Origin of the sequence: Shewanella sp. FJAT-51649 (assembly GCF_019457435.1) — a bacterium.
GTDB lineage: Bacteria > Pseudomonadota > Gammaproteobacteria > Enterobacterales > Shewanellaceae > Shewanella > Shewanella mangrovisoli.
This window is the reverse complement of record NZ_CP080411.1, coordinates 2973018-2991698: the sequence shown is the minus strand read 5'-3', so window position 1 is coordinate 2991698 and position 18681 is coordinate 2973018. Positions and strand designations below refer to the sequence as shown.

17 protein-coding genes are annotated in these 18681 nt (G+C 44.7%); 15 read left to right on the top strand and 2 right to left on the bottom strand.

All coding sequences use genetic code 11. The features are described 5' to 3' along the window. The first annotated feature begins 19 nt into the window (after window positions 1–19). From K0H59_RS13310 to K0H59_RS13270, 9 genes are all read left to right on the top strand, one after another. The gene (locus K0H59_RS13310) at window positions 20–2452 is read left to right on the top strand and encodes a DNA polymerase II (protein ID WP_220055606.1); all 2433 of its coding nucleotides are present in this window, start codon (window positions 20–22) and stop codon (window positions 2450–2452) included. Window positions 2453–2672: 220 nt separating this feature from the next. Then, window positions 2673–3881, top strand: coding sequence for a porin (locus K0H59_RS13305; protein ID WP_220053379.1), 1209 nt, complete (start codon window positions 2673–2675; stop codon window positions 3879–3881). Between the two features lie 281 nt (window positions 3882–4162). Next, the gene (locus tag K0H59_RS13300; RefSeq protein ID WP_088210761.1) at window positions 4163–7063 is read left to right on the top strand and encodes a TonB-dependent receptor domain-containing protein; all 2901 of its coding nucleotides are present in this window, start codon (window positions 4163–4165) and stop codon (window positions 7061–7063) included. 464 nt (window positions 7064–7527) lie between these two features. Then, complete coding sequence (locus tag K0H59_RS13295) at window positions 7528–8310, top strand: DUF3450 domain-containing protein (protein WP_011717519.1); 783 nt, start codon at window positions 7528–7530, stop codon at window positions 8308–8310. Beyond that, on the top strand, window positions 8310–9665 hold the full coding sequence (locus K0H59_RS13290; RefSeq protein WP_011717518.1) for a MotA/TolQ/ExbB proton channel family protein: 1356 nt from the start codon (window positions 8310–8312) through the stop codon (window positions 9663–9665). The genes K0H59_RS13295 and K0H59_RS13290 overlap by 1 nt, the downstream gene beginning before the upstream one ends. Continuing rightward, window positions 9665–10192: a MotA/TolQ/ExbB proton channel family protein gene (locus tag K0H59_RS13285; protein WP_011626575.1), complete on the top strand. Its 528-nt coding sequence runs from the start codon at window positions 9665–9667 to the stop codon at window positions 10190–10192. Before K0H59_RS13290 ends, K0H59_RS13285 begins: the two co-directional genes overlap by 1 nt. Before the next feature lie 13 nt (window positions 10193–10205). Then, window positions 10206–10610: a biopolymer transporter ExbD gene (locus K0H59_RS13280; protein WP_011623215.1), complete on the top strand. Its 405-nt coding sequence runs from the start codon at window positions 10206–10208 to the stop codon at window positions 10608–10610. Window position 10611: 1 nt separating this feature from the next. Further along, the gene (locus K0H59_RS13275; protein ID WP_011717517.1) at window positions 10612–11235 is read left to right on the top strand and encodes an energy transducer TonB; all 624 of its coding nucleotides are present in this window, start codon (window positions 10612–10614) and stop codon (window positions 11233–11235) included. A 2-nt stretch (window positions 11236–11237) separates the two neighbouring features. Next, window positions 11238–12485 (top strand): tetratricopeptide repeat protein, encoded by a 1248-nt coding sequence (locus K0H59_RS13270; protein ID WP_220053378.1) that lies wholly within the window; start codon window positions 11238–11240, stop codon window positions 12483–12485. Window positions 12486–12536: 51 nt separating this feature from the next. Here the strand turns inward: K0H59_RS13270 and K0H59_RS13265 are convergent, their stop codons facing one another. Next, on the bottom strand, window positions 12537–13046 hold the full coding sequence (locus K0H59_RS13265; RefSeq protein ID WP_011717515.1) for a diguanylate cyclase domain-containing protein: 510 nt from the start codon (window positions 13044–13046) through the stop codon (window positions 12537–12539). Between the two features lie 80 nt (window positions 13047–13126). On the opposite strand from K0H59_RS13265, the gene K0H59_RS13260 reads away from it, so the two are divergent. The 5 genes from K0H59_RS13260 (at window position 13127) to K0H59_RS13240 (ending at window position 16736) form a co-directional block, all read left to right on the top strand. Continuing rightward, on the top strand, window positions 13127–14956 hold the full coding sequence (locus tag K0H59_RS13260; protein WP_220053377.1) for a DUF885 family protein: 1830 nt from the start codon (window positions 13127–13129) through the stop codon (window positions 14954–14956). A gap of 180 nt (window positions 14957–15136) precedes the next feature. Next, window positions 15137–15415 (top strand): peptidylprolyl isomerase, encoded by a 279-nt coding sequence (locus K0H59_RS13255; RefSeq protein WP_011623210.1) that lies wholly within the window; start codon window positions 15137–15139, stop codon window positions 15413–15415. Window positions 15416–15489: 74 nt separating this feature from the next. After that, complete coding sequence (locus tag K0H59_RS13250) at window positions 15490–16026, top strand: GNAT family N-acetyltransferase (protein WP_011717513.1); 537 nt, start codon at window positions 15490–15492, stop codon at window positions 16024–16026. A 70-nt stretch (window positions 16027–16096) separates the two neighbouring features. Continuing rightward, window positions 16097–16327, top strand: coding sequence for an RNA-binding S4 domain-containing protein (locus K0H59_RS13245; protein WP_011623208.1), 231 nt, complete (start codon window positions 16097–16099; stop codon window positions 16325–16327). A gap of 22 nt (window positions 16328–16349) precedes the next feature. Further along, a complete protein-coding gene (locus tag K0H59_RS13240; RefSeq protein WP_037417296.1) occupies window positions 16350–16736 on the top strand; it encodes a ribonuclease E inhibitor RraB in 387 nt (128 codons plus the stop codon). Window positions 16737–16789: 53 nt separating this feature from the next. Here the strand turns inward: K0H59_RS13240 and K0H59_RS13235 are convergent, their stop codons facing one another. Next, window positions 16790–17698: a LysR family transcriptional regulator gene (locus K0H59_RS13235; RefSeq protein ID WP_220053376.1), complete on the bottom strand. Its 909-nt coding sequence runs from the start codon at window positions 17696–17698 to the stop codon at window positions 16790–16792. Window positions 17699–17840: 142 nt separating this feature from the next. Here K0H59_RS13235 and K0H59_RS13230 point away from each other — a divergent pair, with 142 nt between their 5' ends. Continuing rightward, entirely contained in the window at window positions 17841–18611 is a 771-nt protein-coding gene (locus K0H59_RS13230; RefSeq protein WP_220053375.1) for a TSUP family transporter, read from the top strand. The last annotated feature ends 70 nt before the right edge of the window (window positions 18612–18681 follow it).

Here is an 18681-nt window from a genome sequence, read left to right as displayed (position 1 = left end):
CCTTAGAGTGAAACCGCAGTTGAATCCCCCCGAGAGTCTGACGCCTGACACGGCTGCGCCTGTGAGTGTACAGGGACGCGTCCTCACGCGCCATGCTATTACGCGCGGTGCAACGCTTGTGTTGCAGTATTATCTCGCCACCGTTTCAGGCCCTGTGCTGGTGGAGTTACCGGACTCTGAGTACATTTGTTTTTGTCATCAAAGCGATATGGCGGCATTGCAGTTACAGACGCCGGGGCTGGCGCTGCGCTTTGTGCCGCTTGCACTTAAAAGCTTTAAAAGACAAAGCGTGGCGGCGATATATGCCCCATCGAGTAGTGTGTTTCGTCACTTGCAGCGGATAGCGACGGATGCGGGGATTCCCTTATTTGAGGCGGATATTCGTCCCGAACAGCGTTTTTTAATCGAGCGTTTTGTGGCGCTCGATGTGGCATTTTTAGGGCATTTTGTCGGCAAAGCAGGCATAGATGGACAGTTGCCTGTTTTTAGCGCTATACGCGCCAAAGCGGTTGCGCCGCAGCCTGCAATTAAACTGCGCTCAATCTCCCTCGATTTTGAATGCAGTTTTGACGGTTTACTCTATTCCGTGGCCCTTTATGGACGCGATGCGCAATCTCAGCCCTATGAAAAAGTCATTGTGGTGGGCGAGGCGCAGCCAGATGCTGCAATCTATATCGAATGGGTGAACGATGAGGCCGCACTTATCCATCGTCTCATCACCTGGTTTACAGAGTTTGATCCCGATGTGATTATTGGTTGGTCGGTGGTGACCTTTGACTTGGCCCTGCTATATCGACGTGCGTTACTGCACCGGATCCCGCTGCGTATTGGTCGAGGTGGCGCGCTCCTTGAGTGGAAAGTTGAGAATAAATTTCGGCCAGAAACCTTAAGTTTGCCAGGGCGTGTGGTGCTCGATGGTATCGATTGGTTAAAGGCGGCCTTTTATCAATTTGAGCGTTTCTCCTTGGAGTTTGTCGCCCAAGCTTTACTCGGTGAAGGTAAAGCGATTCATGATGTGGAAAATCGAGCCCAAGAGATTGATGCGTTATTTGCCGAAAATAAACAAGGCCTTGCGCATTATAATCTGACCGATAGTCGCTTAGTGTGGGATATTTTTGAACATACTCAATTGTGGGATTTTGCCCTCGCTCGTGCCGAGTTAACGGGGTTAGAACTGGGGCGCGTAGGCGCCTCGGTCGCCGCATTCAACCACTTGTATCTACCGCATTTACATAGAGCGGGCTTCGTCGCGCCCGCTGAGCCTGCTAGCCAAGGGATTGAAAGCCCTGGCGGTTATGTGATGGATTCTGTCCCTGGTTTTTATCAGCATATTTTAGTATTTGACTTTAAAAGCCTTTATCCATCGATTATCCGAACTTTTTTGATTGATCCTAAGGGGTTGATTGAAGGTTTAGATAATGAGGACGGATCTGCATTAGATGAGCCTGAAACTGTTCCGGGTTTTTTGGGCGCGCGTTTTAATCGGCATCAACCTATTCTGCCCAAACTCATCCAAAATCTCTCAGAGCAACGTGAGAAAGCTAAGCGGGAGGCGAATGCGCCTTTATCGCAAGCGATTAAAATCATTATGAATTCGCTATATGGGGTTTTAGGCTCCCAAGGCTGTGTGTTCCACGATGCGAAACTGGCAAGCTCCATCACCATGCGCGGTCATCAAATTATGAAACAAACCCGCGCGTGGATTGAGGAGATGGGCTACCAAGTCATTTATGGGGATACGGACTCCACCTTCGTCTATTTAGGCCCAGAACCCGATCTCAGTGATATTAATGCCTTAGGTAAGCAGATTGCCGTGCGAATGAATCAGCAATGGCAAAGTAAAATTGCGCAGGAGTTTCAGCTAGAAAGTTTTCTCGAGCTGCAATTTGAGCGCCACTACGAACAGTTTTTTATGCCGACCCTGCGGGGCTCGGAGGAGGGGAGTAAAAAGCGCTATGTTGGAGCTTGGCGTAACCATAGCGGAGCGTTAGAAATCACTTTTAAGGGAATGGAGCAGGTTCGTAGCGATTGGAGCCCCTTAGCCCGCAAGGTGCAGGCTGAACTCTATGAGCGCATGTTTAACCAACGGGATATTAGTGGTTATTTGGCTGATGTTATCGGCGAACTTCAAGCGGGCAAGCGCGATGATGAGTTAGTGTTTAGTAAACGTATGCGCCGAAATTTAGACGAATACACGGCTAAGTCTTCTCCCCATGTGAAAGTCGCGCGCCAGCTTTGTGAGTTAACAGGAAAGGCATCCTTTGGCAAGCGAGGGGCACAGATTGATTATGTAATTACTGTAAACGGTCCTGAACCCGTTTCGCATAGATCGTCTACAATTGATTATCAGTACTACATTGATAAGCAAATTGGCCCTATTGCAGAGCCTGTTTTTTCAATAATGAAACTAAATTACACCAGCATTACGTCGAATCAGCTGTTGTTAATTTAGTGTTTCCATTGTGTGTTTTGTGTTTTGTTTGCTGGTCTTTGTAGTGTTTTAACCTGTTTTATAGAGGTTAAACACGCTGTTTTTGTGATGTTTCTCTACATAATCTTTAGGTTTCGCTTGGAGAGTGTAATGAAAATTTGCTACTCTCACCGGGAAATTGTAAGGAAATATAACAACGGAATGACGTTGATAAAACATAAACGAAAAGGTTAAGCACCAAATGAACAAAACGTTAGTAGCAACTGCGCTAGCAGCACTCTTTCTCGCCCCAACAGTATCTGCAATCGAAATCTACAAAGATGATAAAAATGCGGTAGAAATCGGTGGCTTTATCGATGCGCGTGTAATCAACACTCAAGGTGAAACTGAGGTTGTTAATGGTGCTTCACGAATTAATTTTGGTTTCAGCCGTGAGTTAACCCACGGTTGGAACGCCTTTGCTAAATTGGAATGGGGTGTGAACCCTGTTGGCAGCAGCGATATTGTCTACAACAATCGCTTCGAATCTGTACAAGATGAGTTCTTCTACAACCGTTTAGGTTACGCGGGCATTAGCCACGATGAGTACGGCACTATCACTATTGGTAAGCAATGGGGTGCTTGGTATGACGTGGTTTACAACACCAACTACGGTTTTGTATGGGATGGTAACGCGGCAGGTGTTTACACTTTTAACAAAGACGACGGTGCAGTAAACGGTGTTGGTCGTGGTGACAAAGTTGTTCAATACCGTAACAGCATTGGTGATGTGAGTTTTGCGGTTCAGGCGCAATTGAAAAACAGCAGCTTCTACACCTGTGATATCGAAAACATCACAGAAGAAGCCTGTGAAGTGGAATGGAACGCAGGTAAGAAAGAAGCACAACAAGTCACTTATGATTACACCTATGGCGGCTCTGTAACTTACAAAGCGACAGATAAGCTAAGCTTGATGGCGGGTATTAACCGTGGTGAATTTGATATTGCCTATGGCAATGGCGATCAAAAAACCGCTGTTGATCTGATCTACGGCGTGGGCGCAACTTGGGGCGACTTCGATAAAGATGGCTTATATGTTGCGGCCAACGTTCACAAAGAAGAAAACCACGATACCGATAACATTGGCCGCTTGATCAAAGATGCCTATGGTGTTGAAACTTTAGTTTCTTACAAGTTTGATAACGGTTTACGTCCATTTGTGTCTTACAACATTCTGGATGCTGGTAAAGATTATGTTATTCAACCTAACTTTAACGCCGATCCTAATGATGTGTTCAAGCGTCAGTTTGTAGTCGTAGGTTTACACTTTGTTTGGGATCCAAACACGGTTCTGTATGTTGAAGCACGTAAAGATTACAGCGACTTTACCAGCTCAGATAAAGCGCAAGAAGCAAGAATGTCATTGTCAGAAGACGACGGCATCGCCATTGGTATCCGCTATACGCTTTAAGCCTCAACTGTTTATCTAGAAACTAGATAACTAAAAGTTAACAAAAAACGCCAGTCAGCAATGACTGGCGTTTTTGTTTTTACCGACGCTTCCTCAGTTCTCTTATGATTATCTTGTCTTCATTTTGTTTTATTTGTTTATTTTATGTTGATTAAAGGTTTTATATGTGATTTTATTGTTTTCGCTGAGTGCTCCGTAGTTTTTCGAGGTACTCCTGTTTGAAACTGCTTATTAAATAAGCGGATTATAATAAAGACATAATATGTCCAGGGAGATAGACAATGCATAAGAATAACTTTTTAGCCAAGTCTGTGCGTTTCGCATTGATTGGTGGCGTAGCTGCAACTGCGCTAAACGTGCCATTAGTGATGGCTGCTGATGAAGTCGGCGCTGATAAAGTAGAACGTATTGAGGTAACAGGTTCTCGTCTTAAAAGAACTGACTTAGAAACTGCAACTCCAGTAACCACTGTCACATCAGAACAAATTGCAAGTCTTGGTGTTCAGGATATTGGTGAATTTTTACAATCGACATCTGTTATGTCTGGCTCACCAATTGCGACAACTACTAACAACGGTGGTAATGGTGATGCATATGTTGAATTAAGGGGCCTAGGAGCATCTCGTACGTTGGTGCTTATTAATGGTCGCCGTCCAGTTTCATCAGATATGCAAGGTATTCCTGCATCAATGATTGAGCGTGTTGAAATTCTGAAAGATGGTGCCTCAGCTACTTATGGTGCAGATGCTGTTGCTGGTGTAGTTAACATTATTACTAAGCGTGATTTTGATGGCGTAGAGTTTAATGCTCAGACCAAGCAGAACTTTGATGTAAGTGCTGGTGAACAAACAAGCTTCAGTTTATTAGCTGGTAAGAAATTCGATTCTGGTCATTTCGTTGTAAACCTCGATTATGTTAAGCAGGATGAAGTTTATCAAGGTGATGTAACTGATATCGACTTTTTCCAACATCCATGGAATATAGATGATCCAGAAAGTTTTGCTCAAAACGGCTTAATTCCACCAGGAAGAGATGGTGCGAACGCTTTTGATGCTGGTAGTTCGATTATCCCTTGCGGTAACTTTTTCCTCTTTAGCCAATCAGGTTCATTTACAAATGGTACCTGTCGCGATAATGGTGATGTGGGTTCAGGCGTTGCTACATTAAGTGATATGAGGAAGTATTCTGGTGCAACAGATACTTATAACTATAATCCAGTAAACTACTTACAAACACCGTACGAAAAGATAAACTTTTACGTTGATGGTAGTGTAGAGCTAAATGATTCAGTAACTGTTTATTCTGAAACTCGCATAAACAAACGTAATTCTCGCCAAGAATTAGCGGCAGTTCCATTTAACACGGGTACAGATCCAGGTTACACCGTTATTAACCCGACGACAGGTATTGCTTCAAATGGTGTATCTAAAGACAACTATTACAACCCATTCGGTGAAGATGTAAGACAAGCTCGTCGTCGTATGATTGAAGGTGGTCGTTCATTTGAGCAGGATGTGCTTCGTGCTCAGCAAGTTATAGGTACTGAGATTGCTCTAAACGACACTTGGTCTTTAGATGTAAACTATAACTATGGTATTGAACAAATCCAAAGCACTGACTTTGGTCAATTGTATGGTCCTAACTTAGCTAAGGCACTTGGCCCATCTTTTGAGGATGCAAATGGAAACATCGTCTGCGGTACAGCTGATAACCCAATTGCTGACTGCGTTTCTCTAAACTTATTCGGTGGTGCTGGTAGTATTACTCAGGAGATGTTAGATTACATTACCTCTCCTTTAGTCGATACTTCTAAATACACTCTCGATACATTTACGGCATTCTTAGGTGGTGACATTTTTGATTTGCCAGCTGGCTCTGTAAGTGGTGGCTTTGGTTATGAATATCGCTCTGAGAAATTAGTTTCTCAAGTGGATTCAGGAAAGTACATGGGCCAAGTGTCTGGTAACAAAGGTCAGGGGACTTCTGGTTCTTTCTATGTGAACTCGCTTTTTGCTGAATTCCGTGTGCCATTGCTAGAAGGTTTACCAGGTGTTGAACGTTTAGAAATGCCTGTAGGTATTCGTTATGATAACTTCAATACCTTCGGTGGTGCGACAACTTACCAAGCTGGTTTAGAGTGGGCTATTTTCGATGGTCTGCTTGCCCGTAGTACATATGGTACAGTATTCCGTGCTCCTACGATTAGTAACCTCTATTCACCTGGTGGTGATTCCTTTAATGCAGGTACAGATCCTTGCCGTATAAACAACTGGTCAAATCTCACTGCGGATGCTCAAGCGCGTTGTATGGCCGATGGAGTTCCTGCTGGCGGCTTAAATAACGATGACCAACAGCAACTGGCTAAAGTTGGTGGTAACCCTGAGTTAGAACCTGAAGAAGGTGATACTTTCACTGTTGGGGTTGCCTATTCTCCTGACTTTATTGAAGGTTTAGGCCTTACTTTAGATTATTGGGCTGTAGATATTGATAACGTTATTACAGCAATCGATCCAATTGATTCTCTGGATGCTTGCTATATTGGTGGTTTGGATACTTTATGCCAAAACGTTAATCGTAAGTCCGATGGATCGATTGATTATATCGAAGCTCGTAACACAAACTTAGCTCGCATGACTGCAAAAGGTGTTGATTTTGAAGCTAATTATGCATTAGAAACTGGTTTTGGTGACTTCAGCTTCAATTTTGTGTGGACGCATTTCCTTGAACGTGGCGAAAACTCTTTCGAAACAACTGAAATGCCTGATGGCACCGTGGAATATAGCTATGGCTTTGGTGATGTAGCAGGTACGTTTATTAACGATACTAGCTATGCTAAAGACAAGTGGAACTTCACGACCGCGTACAAACTTGATGATTTAACTGTAACGTACCGTACTAACTATATCTCTAGCATGACTTATCAAGATCTAACTTACTGGACCAAGTCAGATTTACTAGGTGAGTATGGTTACTTACCAACTTATAAGATCCCAAGTGTGATGTATCATGATTTAACTGCAAGTTATGCATTTAAAACTAATACAACAGTTACTCTTGGTGTGACTAACTTGTTCAATGAAAAGCCTCCATATATTGAAACAGGCTTCAATGCTAATACAGACGAAAGTACGTATCGTTTATTTGGACGTAGCTGGTTCTTAAACCTGAATCAGAAGTTTTAATTTAGCTCTCTAATTCAGAGTATTAGTCAAATCTAGGTGCGCTCGGGAAATATCCTTGGGCGCACTTTTATTAAGTTCGGCATTAAAAGCTGCATACCTACAGATAGTTTAATGGCAATAAAAGTAGTACCTGTCAAATATTTTTAAGCTGAATTTTCTCATATTCACCAACTGCATTTACTCCCTTTGACTCAGTTTGTTTAAAAAAACACCTTTCGTAAAAAAATTCATAACTAAGACTTCTTTACACTAGTTTTTACGTGTCCCGAATGTTGACACAGGTCAACATTTTGTGAAATGATGCCAGCGGGTCTATGCCTGTAAAGGCATAGGAAAGGGAAGAAAAAACTAAGAATCACAAGAGAAAGATGGACTTACAGTAAGCATTTACTAAAGTAAGTCTTGCTTAAAGTGATGTTGCTGTTAAGTTAACTTTTTTATTCACTTCAAATTGGTTGGGAACTATGTCCAAGGTAAGCAATAGAACAAAAATCGCTACTGCACTTGTTGGCGTGCTGGCATTAGCGAGCAGCAACTTAGTAGTTGCAGATCCTCTTACCGACGTGCAAAAAGCGGATAGTATGATCCATGCTGATGCTGCTGCGTCGCAAAAGAATGTTGATAAGTATTTCGATCAAGCACAAGACATGCTTTTTGAGTATGGTTCTGTTGCTGATGAGCGTGAATCACTGAAGTCCTATAACGATTACGTTGCCAGCTTAGTCGCTGACCAACAAAAAACGATGGACGCGATTCAAACTGACATTAACGGCGTAGATAAACTGCGTCAGGGCGTTGTGCCTTTAATGTTTAAAATGGTTGAGTCTTTAGAACAGTTCGTTCAATTAGACCTGCCATTTAACTCTGAAGTTCGCGCTAACCGCGTTAAAGAGTTAAAAACACTGTTAAACACTGCTGAAGTAACTTTAGCTGAAAAATACCGTTTGATTCTGGATGCGTACAGCATCGAGCGTGAATACGGTAGTGCTGTTGCAGTTAACCAAGGTAAATTGACCTTAGACGGTAAAGAAGTATTAGTAGACTTCTTTAACTTAGGTCGCGTAGCTCTTTATGCTCAGAGCTTAGATCAAAAGACTGGCTGGATGTACAACCCAGAATCTAAGGGTTGGGATAAGTTAGATGACAGCTATTTGCGTGAACTGACCAAAGGTATCCGCATTGCCCGTAAACAAGGCGCTCTAGATCTATTCGCGTTACCAATTCCTGCTGCGGAGACTGCACAATAATGAAGAAGTTAATTACTACAGCTGTATTAGCTGCAAGTTTTTCTTTAACTGCTGGTATGGCTAGCGCTGCTGATGCGCCTAAGACCATCGATCAATTATTGCAGCAAGTTAAAGTTGATCGCGCTGCTGAAGGCAAAGTTAACAGCAAACGTGAACAAGAGTTCCAAGCTGAGCGTGGCGATAAAGCGGCTCTGTTAAAGCGTGAAAAAGATGCTTTAGCGGCTGAGAAGCAACGCGGTAAAGACCTAAACCAAGCTTTCTTAGACAACGAGCGTAAAATTGCTCAGTTAGAAGAAGACCTGAAAACTGCTCAAGGTGACTTGGGTGAGATGTTCGGTGTGGTTAAAGGTGAAGCGGGCGATTTCGCTGGTAAATTAGCGAGCTCAAACGTAAGTGCTCAATACCCAAATCGCGATAAGTTCATCGCTGATTTAGGTGCGCGTAAGCAATTACCAAAAATCGAAGAGTTAGAGCAATTCTGGCAAGAACAATTATTCGAAATGGCACAATCTGGTAAGGTTGTTAAATTCGAAGGTTCTGTAACCGGTATCGATGGTAGCGTTAAAAACACCACGATTCACCGTATCGGTACTTACAACTTAACTGCTGATGGCAAGTATGTTGTTTACAACCCTGAATTAGGTTTAATTCAAGAGTTATCACAACAGCCAGAAGGCTACCAAGTTAGTGCAGTAGGTAAGTGGGAACAAACTACTTCTGGTACTGCACCATTCTACATCGACCCAGCTCGTGGCGTTCTGTTAAACATCTTCACTAACAAAGCAAGCTTTGAAGATCGTTTAGAAGCGGGTGGTACAATCGGTTACATCATTATCGCTCTGTTAGCATTAGGTCTGTTGATCTCTATCGAACGTTTAGTGACTATGACTATCATCGGCGCTCGTGTGAACAGCCAACGTAAGAACATTGATAAGCCAGGTAACAACGCATTAGGTCGTATCCTGAAAGTGTATCAAGAGAACAAAGACGTTGACGTTGAAACATTAGAGCTGAAACTTGACGAAGCGATTCTGAAAGAAACGCCTGCGTTAGAGTCTCGCATTTCAATCATCAAAGTTCTGGCTGCTATCGCCCCTATGATGGGTCTGTTAGGTACAGTAACCGGTATGATTGCAACCTTCCAAAGTATCCAATTGTTCGGTACTGGCGATCCAAAACTGATGGCTGGCGGTATTTCTATGGCGCTGATCACTACAGTTCAAGGTCTGGTTGCGGCTCTGCCTCTGATGTTAATGCACGCAGTTGTTGTTGCTCGTAGCAAGTCAATCGTGCAAGTTCTGGAAGAGCAAAGTGCTGGTATCATCGCAGCGCACGCTGAGAAGAGGGCTGACTAATGATGATTCACCTGATGGACATATGGGATTCCGTCAGGGGCTTCATGGCCTCCGGAGGCGACGTCCTCTGGTTAGTAGCGTTTGTGCTGTTCTTAATGTGGGTATTGATGCTTGAGCGTTACTGGTATCTTAATTGGATATCACCAAAGCAACATAAAGCAATCATAGCTGCATGGGATGCTAGAGAGGAAACTACCTCTTGGTATGCACACCGTATCCGTGAAGCTTGGCTGTCCCAAGCGAAGCAAGATTTGAATGCACGTATGCTGGTCATTAAAACCTTAGTAGCGATTTGTCCTATGATAGGTTTGTTAGGTACTGTTACCGGTATGATTTCAGTGTTCGATGTGATGGCAGTTCAGGGGACGAGTAATGCTCGTTTAATGGCGGCTGGTATTTCAATGGCAACAATGCCCACTATGGCGGGGATGGTTGCAGCATTATCGGGAGTATTCTTCAGTACTCGCCTTGATGCCAAAATGAAAATCAGCTTAGAAAAGCTAAAAGACAGCATGCCGCACCACTAGAGAGAGATTGAACATGGCACGTAAAAAGCATTCCAGTGTAGACGAGGAAGCGCAAATTGATATGACACCGATGCTCGACATCGTGTTCATCATGCTGATCTTCTTCATTGTAACAACGTCATTCGTGAAACCATCTGGTTTGGACTATAACAAACCAAAAGCTTCACAAGCGACTTCTAAGCCTTCGGCTAACATCTTTATCGGCGTCAGCAAAACTGGCGTGATCATGATGGAAAACCGTCAGGTTGATATCGAGCGTGTAACTGCAAACGTTGAGCGTATGCTAGCTGAAGCGCCTGAAGCAGCTGTGCTGATCCAGGCCGACAAAGATACGCAACACGGCTTAGTTGTTAAAGTTCTAGACCAAGTCAAAGCGGCTGGTATAGATAAGATTTCGGTATCTGCGGGGAACGATTAATATGCTAAGAGCACTAGTATCAATCATTATTGGTGCTGCTGTGACTTTTGGTCTGTTCGCTTTTATGGCGTTCTTGGTCGGTGGTGGGGCGCAACGCGCTGAAACATCGGCCGAGACCCCTGTAATTGAAATCACCATGGATAGACAGGATGCAAAAGCACAGAATAAGCCAAGGGTAGTGCCTAAGCCGCCACCACCACCAGAGCAACCACAGAAGCCTGATACTACGCCACCAGACACTTCATCAAATATTGATACGTCTATGTCGTTCAATATGGGTGGGGTTGAAGCCGGTGGTCACAGTGCCGGTGGTTTCAAATTGGGTAATATGATGACGCGTGACGGTGATGCAACACCTATCGTCCGTATCGAACCACAATATCCAATTGCTGCGGCGCGTGACGGTAAAGAAGGTTGGGTACAATTACGCTTTACGATTAACGAATTAGGTGGTGTAGATGACGTTGAAGTTATCCAAGCTGAACCTAAACGTTTATTCGATAAAGAAGCAATACGTGCACTGAAAAAGTGGAAGTACAAGCCAAAGATTGTTGATGGCAAGCCACTTAAACAACCAGGCATGACAGTACAACTAGACTTCACTTTAGATAAAGGAGGCAAATAACAATGCGTAATGCAAATAAAATCGCAGTTGCGTTATTACTGTCTCTTTGTGGTGGCGCCTTATCTATTTCTTCAGCTGTTGCAGCTGAGAAATGTGAAATTGATAAGCGCCAATCTAAAGCGGTAGGTGAAAGTGCTGCCAAGAAGGTTCAGAAATCCTTTGAAGCTTACACCAATGGCCAGCTTGATGAAGCGATTGCCATATTGTTGGAAGCCAACCCAAAGAACGATTTCGATAAAGCGTATGTTGCGCGTATGCTCGGTAACTTCTATGCCGAAAAAGGCAAGATGGATACTGCGATCAAGTACCTGAAACAAGCTGTTGAAGCGGATATTTTAGGTGGAACAGATCACGCGGCAACACTGCGCCTCTATGCCGACTTGTTGTTACAAGAGAAGAAGTTTAAGGAAGCGATTCCTTACTATTACAAGTGGATGGACTTCACTTGTAAGGCTGACTCTCAAATGTATCGTCGTATCGGTATTGCTTACACTGAACTGAAACAGTGGGACAAAGTGATTGAAGTGGCTGATAAAGGTCTTTCACTCGCCGAAGCTCCTGATAAAGGTCTGTATCAGATGAAACTGACGTCTTACTTCAACCAGAAGAAGTATAAAAAAGCCGTTGGTGTGTTAGAAGTCATGGTGCCGTTATTCCCGGATGATGGCAGATTATGGGTTCAGTTAGCACAGTTTTATCTGATGGTAGAAGACTATGATAAGTCGCTTGCGACTTATGATTTGGCTTACCGTAATGGTTTCTTGGATTCTGGAGCTAACATCACTCGTTTAGCTCAGCTGATGGCACAGAAAGGTGCGCCATATCAAGCAGCTAAAGTATTCCAAAAGAACATGAAGTCGGGCCTCATCACTGAAGATGCAAAATCTTATGAGATTTTGGCTGGCTTCTACCAAAACGCGAAAGAGTTCAAAGAAGCTGCTGAGTTTTATGGAAAAGCGGCTGCTATCAATAACGATGGCAAGCTGTACCTGAAACAAGGTCGTTTACTGAGCTTGAATGAGAAATACTCTGAAGCGATCCCTGTGCTTGAGAAAGCCATCTCTTTAGGTATTGAACATCCTGGTGAAGCAAACTTCGAATTGGCGCTAGCCCATTTAAGTTTGAAACAGTACAAGTCAGCTTATAACCGCGCTGTATTAGCCGCGAAGGATAAGAAGACTGAGAAGAGTGCAAACAGCTATATCTCTTATATTAAAGAGAAAGCGCGTATGCACAATGTCGAACTGTAATTCACTGTATTCGCAATGCAGATCTAAAAAGCCCCGTAAGGGGCTTTTTCTTTATTGAAGCTTTACTAACACCTGCGATTGTTGCTGATTGCGTTCGAGTTCGAGTGACAGCTTTGAGACATTATTAAATAAGGATTCAATACGCTTTTCTTGGGTCGGTAAGCACAGGCAGGCAGCGAGTTTATAATCGATTTTCAGTTTGTGATTTTTACCAAATTCTTGATTAAATTCCTGAATATGTTGTTCTATACGCTTTAACACCACCTCAGTACCTTCCTCATCAATATTGAAAAGTCCTAACGCAAAATGGTTGTGATCTAACCTTGCAATCAAATCTGTCGCCCGTAGCAGTGCTTCTTGTACCTGTTTAGTAAAGAATTCGAGTAAATGGGGTTGTTTGACGGTTTCATGAATGTGAGGGCACAGATACAATAACGCCAAGCTTTGTTGCTCACGTATGTGCCTGTGCCACTCTCGGTTGAATACTTCCATGAAATAGGTTTGGTTATAGACCCCTGTTTCAGGATCCCTAAAACCTGAGTTACGAAATGAGTAGATCATAGATGAATCCCGTAAGCAGACTTTGAACTAAGTATAGGAAGAGTTTGGCTATCACGGACCCAAAAGGAGAAATATAAAAGATGAAATTAAGTTTATTAGCGGGAACGATAGCGTTAGTGTTTGCTTTACAAGGCTGCTCAAAGCCGGAAACAACGACAGCAGTACAGGAAGGTACGACCCAAGCCGCTCCGGCGCAAACTGAAACTCAAACCGCTGAGTCTAAATACGCAGCCTTAGTTGATGCCTATTTTAAAGATTACTTAAAGTTAGAGCCGATTTATGCCACTTTTGTCGGTATAAATGATTACAACGCGCAGTTTGGTGGAGACTTAACCGAGGAATATCTTAAGGCGCGTCATGACCTTAATACCCGTTATTTAGCGCAAGTGAGAGCGATTGACCTTGAGCAATTGCCAGCCGATTTACAACTCAGCTATGCGCTGTTTGTGTATGACCGCGAAATGGCCTTAGTGGACGAAACCTTCCCATCACGCTTTATGCCGATCAGCCAGTTCTACAGCACAGTGATCACTATGGTGCAACTGGGTAGCGGTGAGAGTGCGCAGCCCTTTAACACAGTACAGGATTATCGCAACTGGGAGCAGCGTGTTAACGGCTTTATTGATTGGATCCAATTGGCCGAGAATCGCATGAATGAAGGTATTGCCAGTAAAGTGGTGTTACCGCGCGTGTTAGTTGAGCGGATTATTCCACAGCTTGATGCCATGCTTACTACGGATGCTAGCCAAAGCATTTTCTATTCACCGATTAATCACTTCCCTGAAGGTTTTTCGGATCAAGATAAAGCTGAGCTAACGGCAAGTTATCAGGCGATGATTAATGAGCGTTTAGTGCCTGCATTAACGGGGCTGCGCGATTACTTCAAGCAGACTTATTTGCCAAAGTCCCGTGCAACCGACGGTTGGTCTGGTCTGCCAAACGGTAAGGCGTGGTATCAGCATTTAGCCAATTCCCATACCACCACAACCATGCCAGTGGATGAAATTCATCAAATCGGTCTGAATGAGGTTGCGCGCATTCTTTCTGAGATGGACAAAGTCCGTGAGCAGGTGGGTTTTAAAGGTGACTTAAAAGCCTTTTTCGCCTCCTTATCGTCTGAACCACAATACTTCTATAACGATCGCCAAGGCCTAATCGATGGCTATATGGTGTTAAAAGATAAGATTAACCAAGTTTTGCCACAGTATTTTAATGTGATGCCAAAGGCCGACTATGTGGTTAAACCGGTTGAAAGCTTTAGAGAGCAGTCGGCTGCGGGCGCATCCTATGAATCGCCGGCTGTGGATGGTAGTCGTCCAGGGGTGTTTTATATCAACACCTATAATCTAAAAGCTCAGCCGAAATGGGGCATGACGACGTTATCATTACATGAGGCCGCGCCTGGTCACCATTTCCAAATCGCCATTAAACAAGAGCTCACTGGCGTTCCTGAGTTCCAACGTTTCACTGGCTATACAGCCTTCGAAGAGGGCTGGGCGCTCTATGCTGAATACTTAGGCATCGAAATGGGGCTCTTTAGCGACCCTTATCAATACTTTGGTAAGCTGTCAGACGAAATGCTGCGTGCGATGCGTTTAGTGGTGGATACGGGATTACATGCCAAAGGCTGGAGCCGCGAGCAAGCGATTCAATATATGAAGGATAATTCGCCCATGGCCGAGTCGGATATTATTGCCGAGGTTGAACGTTACATGGCGATTCCGGGTCAAGCGCTCTCCTACAAAGTGGGCCAGCTAAAAATTCTTGCACTGCGTGAGCGTGCTGAAAAAGCCCTGGGTGATAAGTTTGATCTAAAAGCCTTCCATGATCAGATCCTCACCTCTGGTTCGCTACCTATGGCGGTGATGGAACAGAAAATTGATCGCTGGATTGCGGCGACTAAGGCTTAACACTGAGTCAATTATGTTGCGCCGTTATCGATAACAAAATTAATTACGGCGCAGTTTAAGACTTTTTAATTAAACAGAATGTTTTTATACTCAACATTCACATCCCGTTTAGATGTCATAAAAACGGGAACCATATGATATTTGGGGCAAATGTCTCAGGATTATTCAGGGAGTTTTACCATGGTTCAGGCTACAGCAAGACATTTGTTAGTGAGCAGCGAAGAGCAGTGCCAAGCACTTAAACAACAGATCCTAGACGGTGCCGATTTTGCGCAAATCGCCCGCGCCCATTCCTCATGCCCATCAGGTGCTCAAGGTGGTGAATTAGGTTCATTCGGCCCTGGGATGATGGTGCGTGAGTTTGATGAAGTGGTGTTTAGTGCGCCATTAAACGTGGTTCAAGGTCCAGTTAAAACCCAGTTTGGTTACCACTTACTCGAAGTGACCAGCCGCGGTTAATCGTCTCCTTGCCGAGACAATGGCAGCGTTTGGCTGCCATTTTTTTTAGTTCGTCCATCCATTGGGGAGCCGCTATGCTTGAACTCTATACCGACAGATTAAGACTTCGCAGTTTACAGGAGCAGGATTGGCCACACTTCTTGGCATTACATCAAGATCCTGACATCAATCGCTATGTGCGTATTCCTGAAGCTCCCGAAGTGATCCGGCAAAAGTTTGAGCAGCGCTCAGCCACCTGGGACTATGCCTCTGGCGATTGGCTCACACTGGTGATTGAAACCCTAGATAGCGGTGAGTTTATTGGTTTAACCGGACTTCATTGTCAAAGTGTGGAGGAGCAACGTGCCGAGGTCGGTTATTTGCTGGCGCACGCGGGGCACGGTAAAGGCTATGCCACTGAGAGTTTACAGGCGGTTGTTGATTGGGCCTGTTTGAGTTTGTCTGTCCATAAATTGGTTGGGCACTGCGCCAAAGACAATATCGGCTCAGCCCGGGTGATGGAGAAATGTGGCTTTCAACTTGAAGGCGTGTTTCGGCAGCATTTTAAGATAGGTGATGAGTGGCAGGATGAATGCGCCTATGGGCTGCTCGCCGATGAAAGGCAAAGATAAGTTAAATTATCTGCATCCCATTGGACATGCTGCTATAATGCCGCAGGTTTATTTTTTGAGGCGTGTTTAAGTGGCGCAAATTAATCAGTTAGCTTTGTATCCTGGCGAAGATTTTATTGAATTGTACAAAGTATTAAAGGTACAAGGCATGTCGAATGCCGGTGGCGAAGCAAAGCATGTTATTGATGAAGGTTTGGTTACCGTCAATGGCGAAGTGGAAACGCGCAAACGTAAAAAAGTCGTTGCGGGTGACATCGTCAGCTTTAATGGTGAATCGGTTCAAATCATTGCGGCTGAATAAGCCAGATACTGTGGAGTAGGATATGCAATTTCCAGACGACGATAATGGCAAAATGCTGGCTGCGATGGCCGAAGCCGGAATTGACCTCACTAAAGCCCTCGATGTTGATTTCTTTTTAGTTTTCGATGATCAGCGCGATGCTGAAACTGCACTCGAAGAGTTAGCTAACTCCGATTTAGAAGGCGAAGTTGAGCTGAACCTTAACGATGAACTTGGCAAGTGGGAAATCATCGTATGCATCAACATGGTGCCAGACTACGATGACTTGGTTGAGCAAGAAACCATTCTCAATGATTTTGCGGCCGAGTTCGGCGGCATGACCGATGGATGGGGCGTAATGCAACATCAAGACGGTGATGATGAGTTTATGGATGACGACCATGTTCACGATGAACATTGCCATCATTAAGCCTATCGCCAGATAAGCCGTTAAAAACCACCGCTCAGGTGGTTTTTTGTTATCTAGGCTTTGTCGTTATCTGACGATTGCCGATATGGGGCAAATAACTCGAGCATCCAATCGATAAAGGCCTGTACCTTTAGCGGCAGGCTAGGGGATTTGGGCGTGAGCAAGTAATAAGCGTATGGGCTGGTAAAAGGCGCTTGAAACGGGATCACCAAGCTGCCATTGTCCAATTGTTCTTCGATAAAAAAACGTGGGATCAGTGCCGCGCCCATGCCACTGGCTGCGGCTTGACTCAACATATAAAAATGTTCGACGCCAAAGGTTTGCGCCTGCGTGAGGACCAGCCCCACTTTATCCGCCCAATACTCCCACAGCTCTGGCCGAGTGGTGTGTTTAAGTAGCGTAACCTGATTGATGTCTTCGATGCTTTTGAGTTTAGGTGCGAGTGACGGCGCGCACACTAAGCACAAGTCTTCATCCATCAGCTTGATGTAATTAACCCCTCTGGGGAGTTGAGTGCTGCTGCGAATGGCGATGTCGTAACGGCCCTGGCTGAAGTCGACGGCAAAGTCACCGATCGAAAGATCCACATACAAATGCGGATGCCGAGATTTAAATTGCTCCATCCGGGGGATTAACCAGTTGATGGTTAAACTGGGTAACACATTGATCGCTAGGGTTTGTGGTCGTGAACCTTGGCTGCGTAAATCGGCTGTGGCGCTTGATAAGGTTTGCAGAGCCGCTTGCACATGGGGCAAGTAGCGTTTTGCTTCGTCCGTGAGTGCGACTTTTTTATGCAGGCGCACAAAGAGGGCAAAACCTAAGAATTCTTCTAATACACGGATTTGTTTACTGATGGCGCCGTGGGTGACATGCAGTTCTTTGCTCGCAAGTGTCATGCTTTGCAAGCGGGCGGCAGACTCGAAAGCTCGTAATGCATTGAGGGGCGGCAAGGAAGTAAACATAGGCGTATCCGAATCGAGTAAATGATAGGGGGTATTTAGTGTGAGCTTTACTCACGCTAGCGCGACAATATCTCCTTTGCGTTTATAAGGCAAACGCAGTCTAATGTGAAGCCTTAGCTCCTATTACTCAATAATAACAATCATGGAATTTGAACTGACTTTACAAATTGCAGCATTACTCTTTGGCGTGGCTATGGTGGCGGGGTTTATCGACTCTATCGCTGGTGGCGGGGGCTTGCTGACTATCCCTGCGTTAATGTGGGCGGGTTTACCGCCGGCGGTGGCACTCGGGACTAACAAATTACAGGCCTGCGGTGGCAGCTTTTTTGCGAGTTTGTACTTTGTGCGTAAGGGATTGGTCGATTTGAAGGCCGTTAAACTGTCCCTTATCTGTGCCTTTGCGGGCGCCGCCTTAGGCACGATTCTGGTGCAGTTGGTCGATGCCAAAGTACTGGAGTTAGTCTTACCCTTTTTAATCCTCGCTATTGGTTGTTATTTCCTGTTTTCGAAAAAGATTTCGGAAGATGACCGTCATCAAGTGTTAACACCTACCGCCTTTGCCTTTACCGCCGCGCTCGGTGTGGGTTTGTACGATGGCTTTTTTGGCCCTGGCACAGGGAGTTTCTTCGCGCTGGCCTTTGTGACGCTGGCCGGTTTTGGTCTGGCAAAAGCGACGGCACATGCCAAGGTATTAAACTTCTCGACCAATATCGCTTCGCTTATCTTCTTCACCTTGGGTGGCAAAGTGATTTGGGTGCTTGGTTTAGTGATGCTTGCCGGGCAGGCAATCGGCGCCACCTTAGGCTCGCGCTTAGTTGTGACCAAGGGCACTAAGATCATTAAGCCATTAGTGGTGACTATGTCCTTGGCCATGAGCGTGAAACTGTTAGCGAGCCAATATCAACTGTTTTGATATAGCCGCTATCGTATTTGCCTCTCCGTTGATAAGGCCGAATATGTGGTTGTATAAGTGCAGTAAGCAC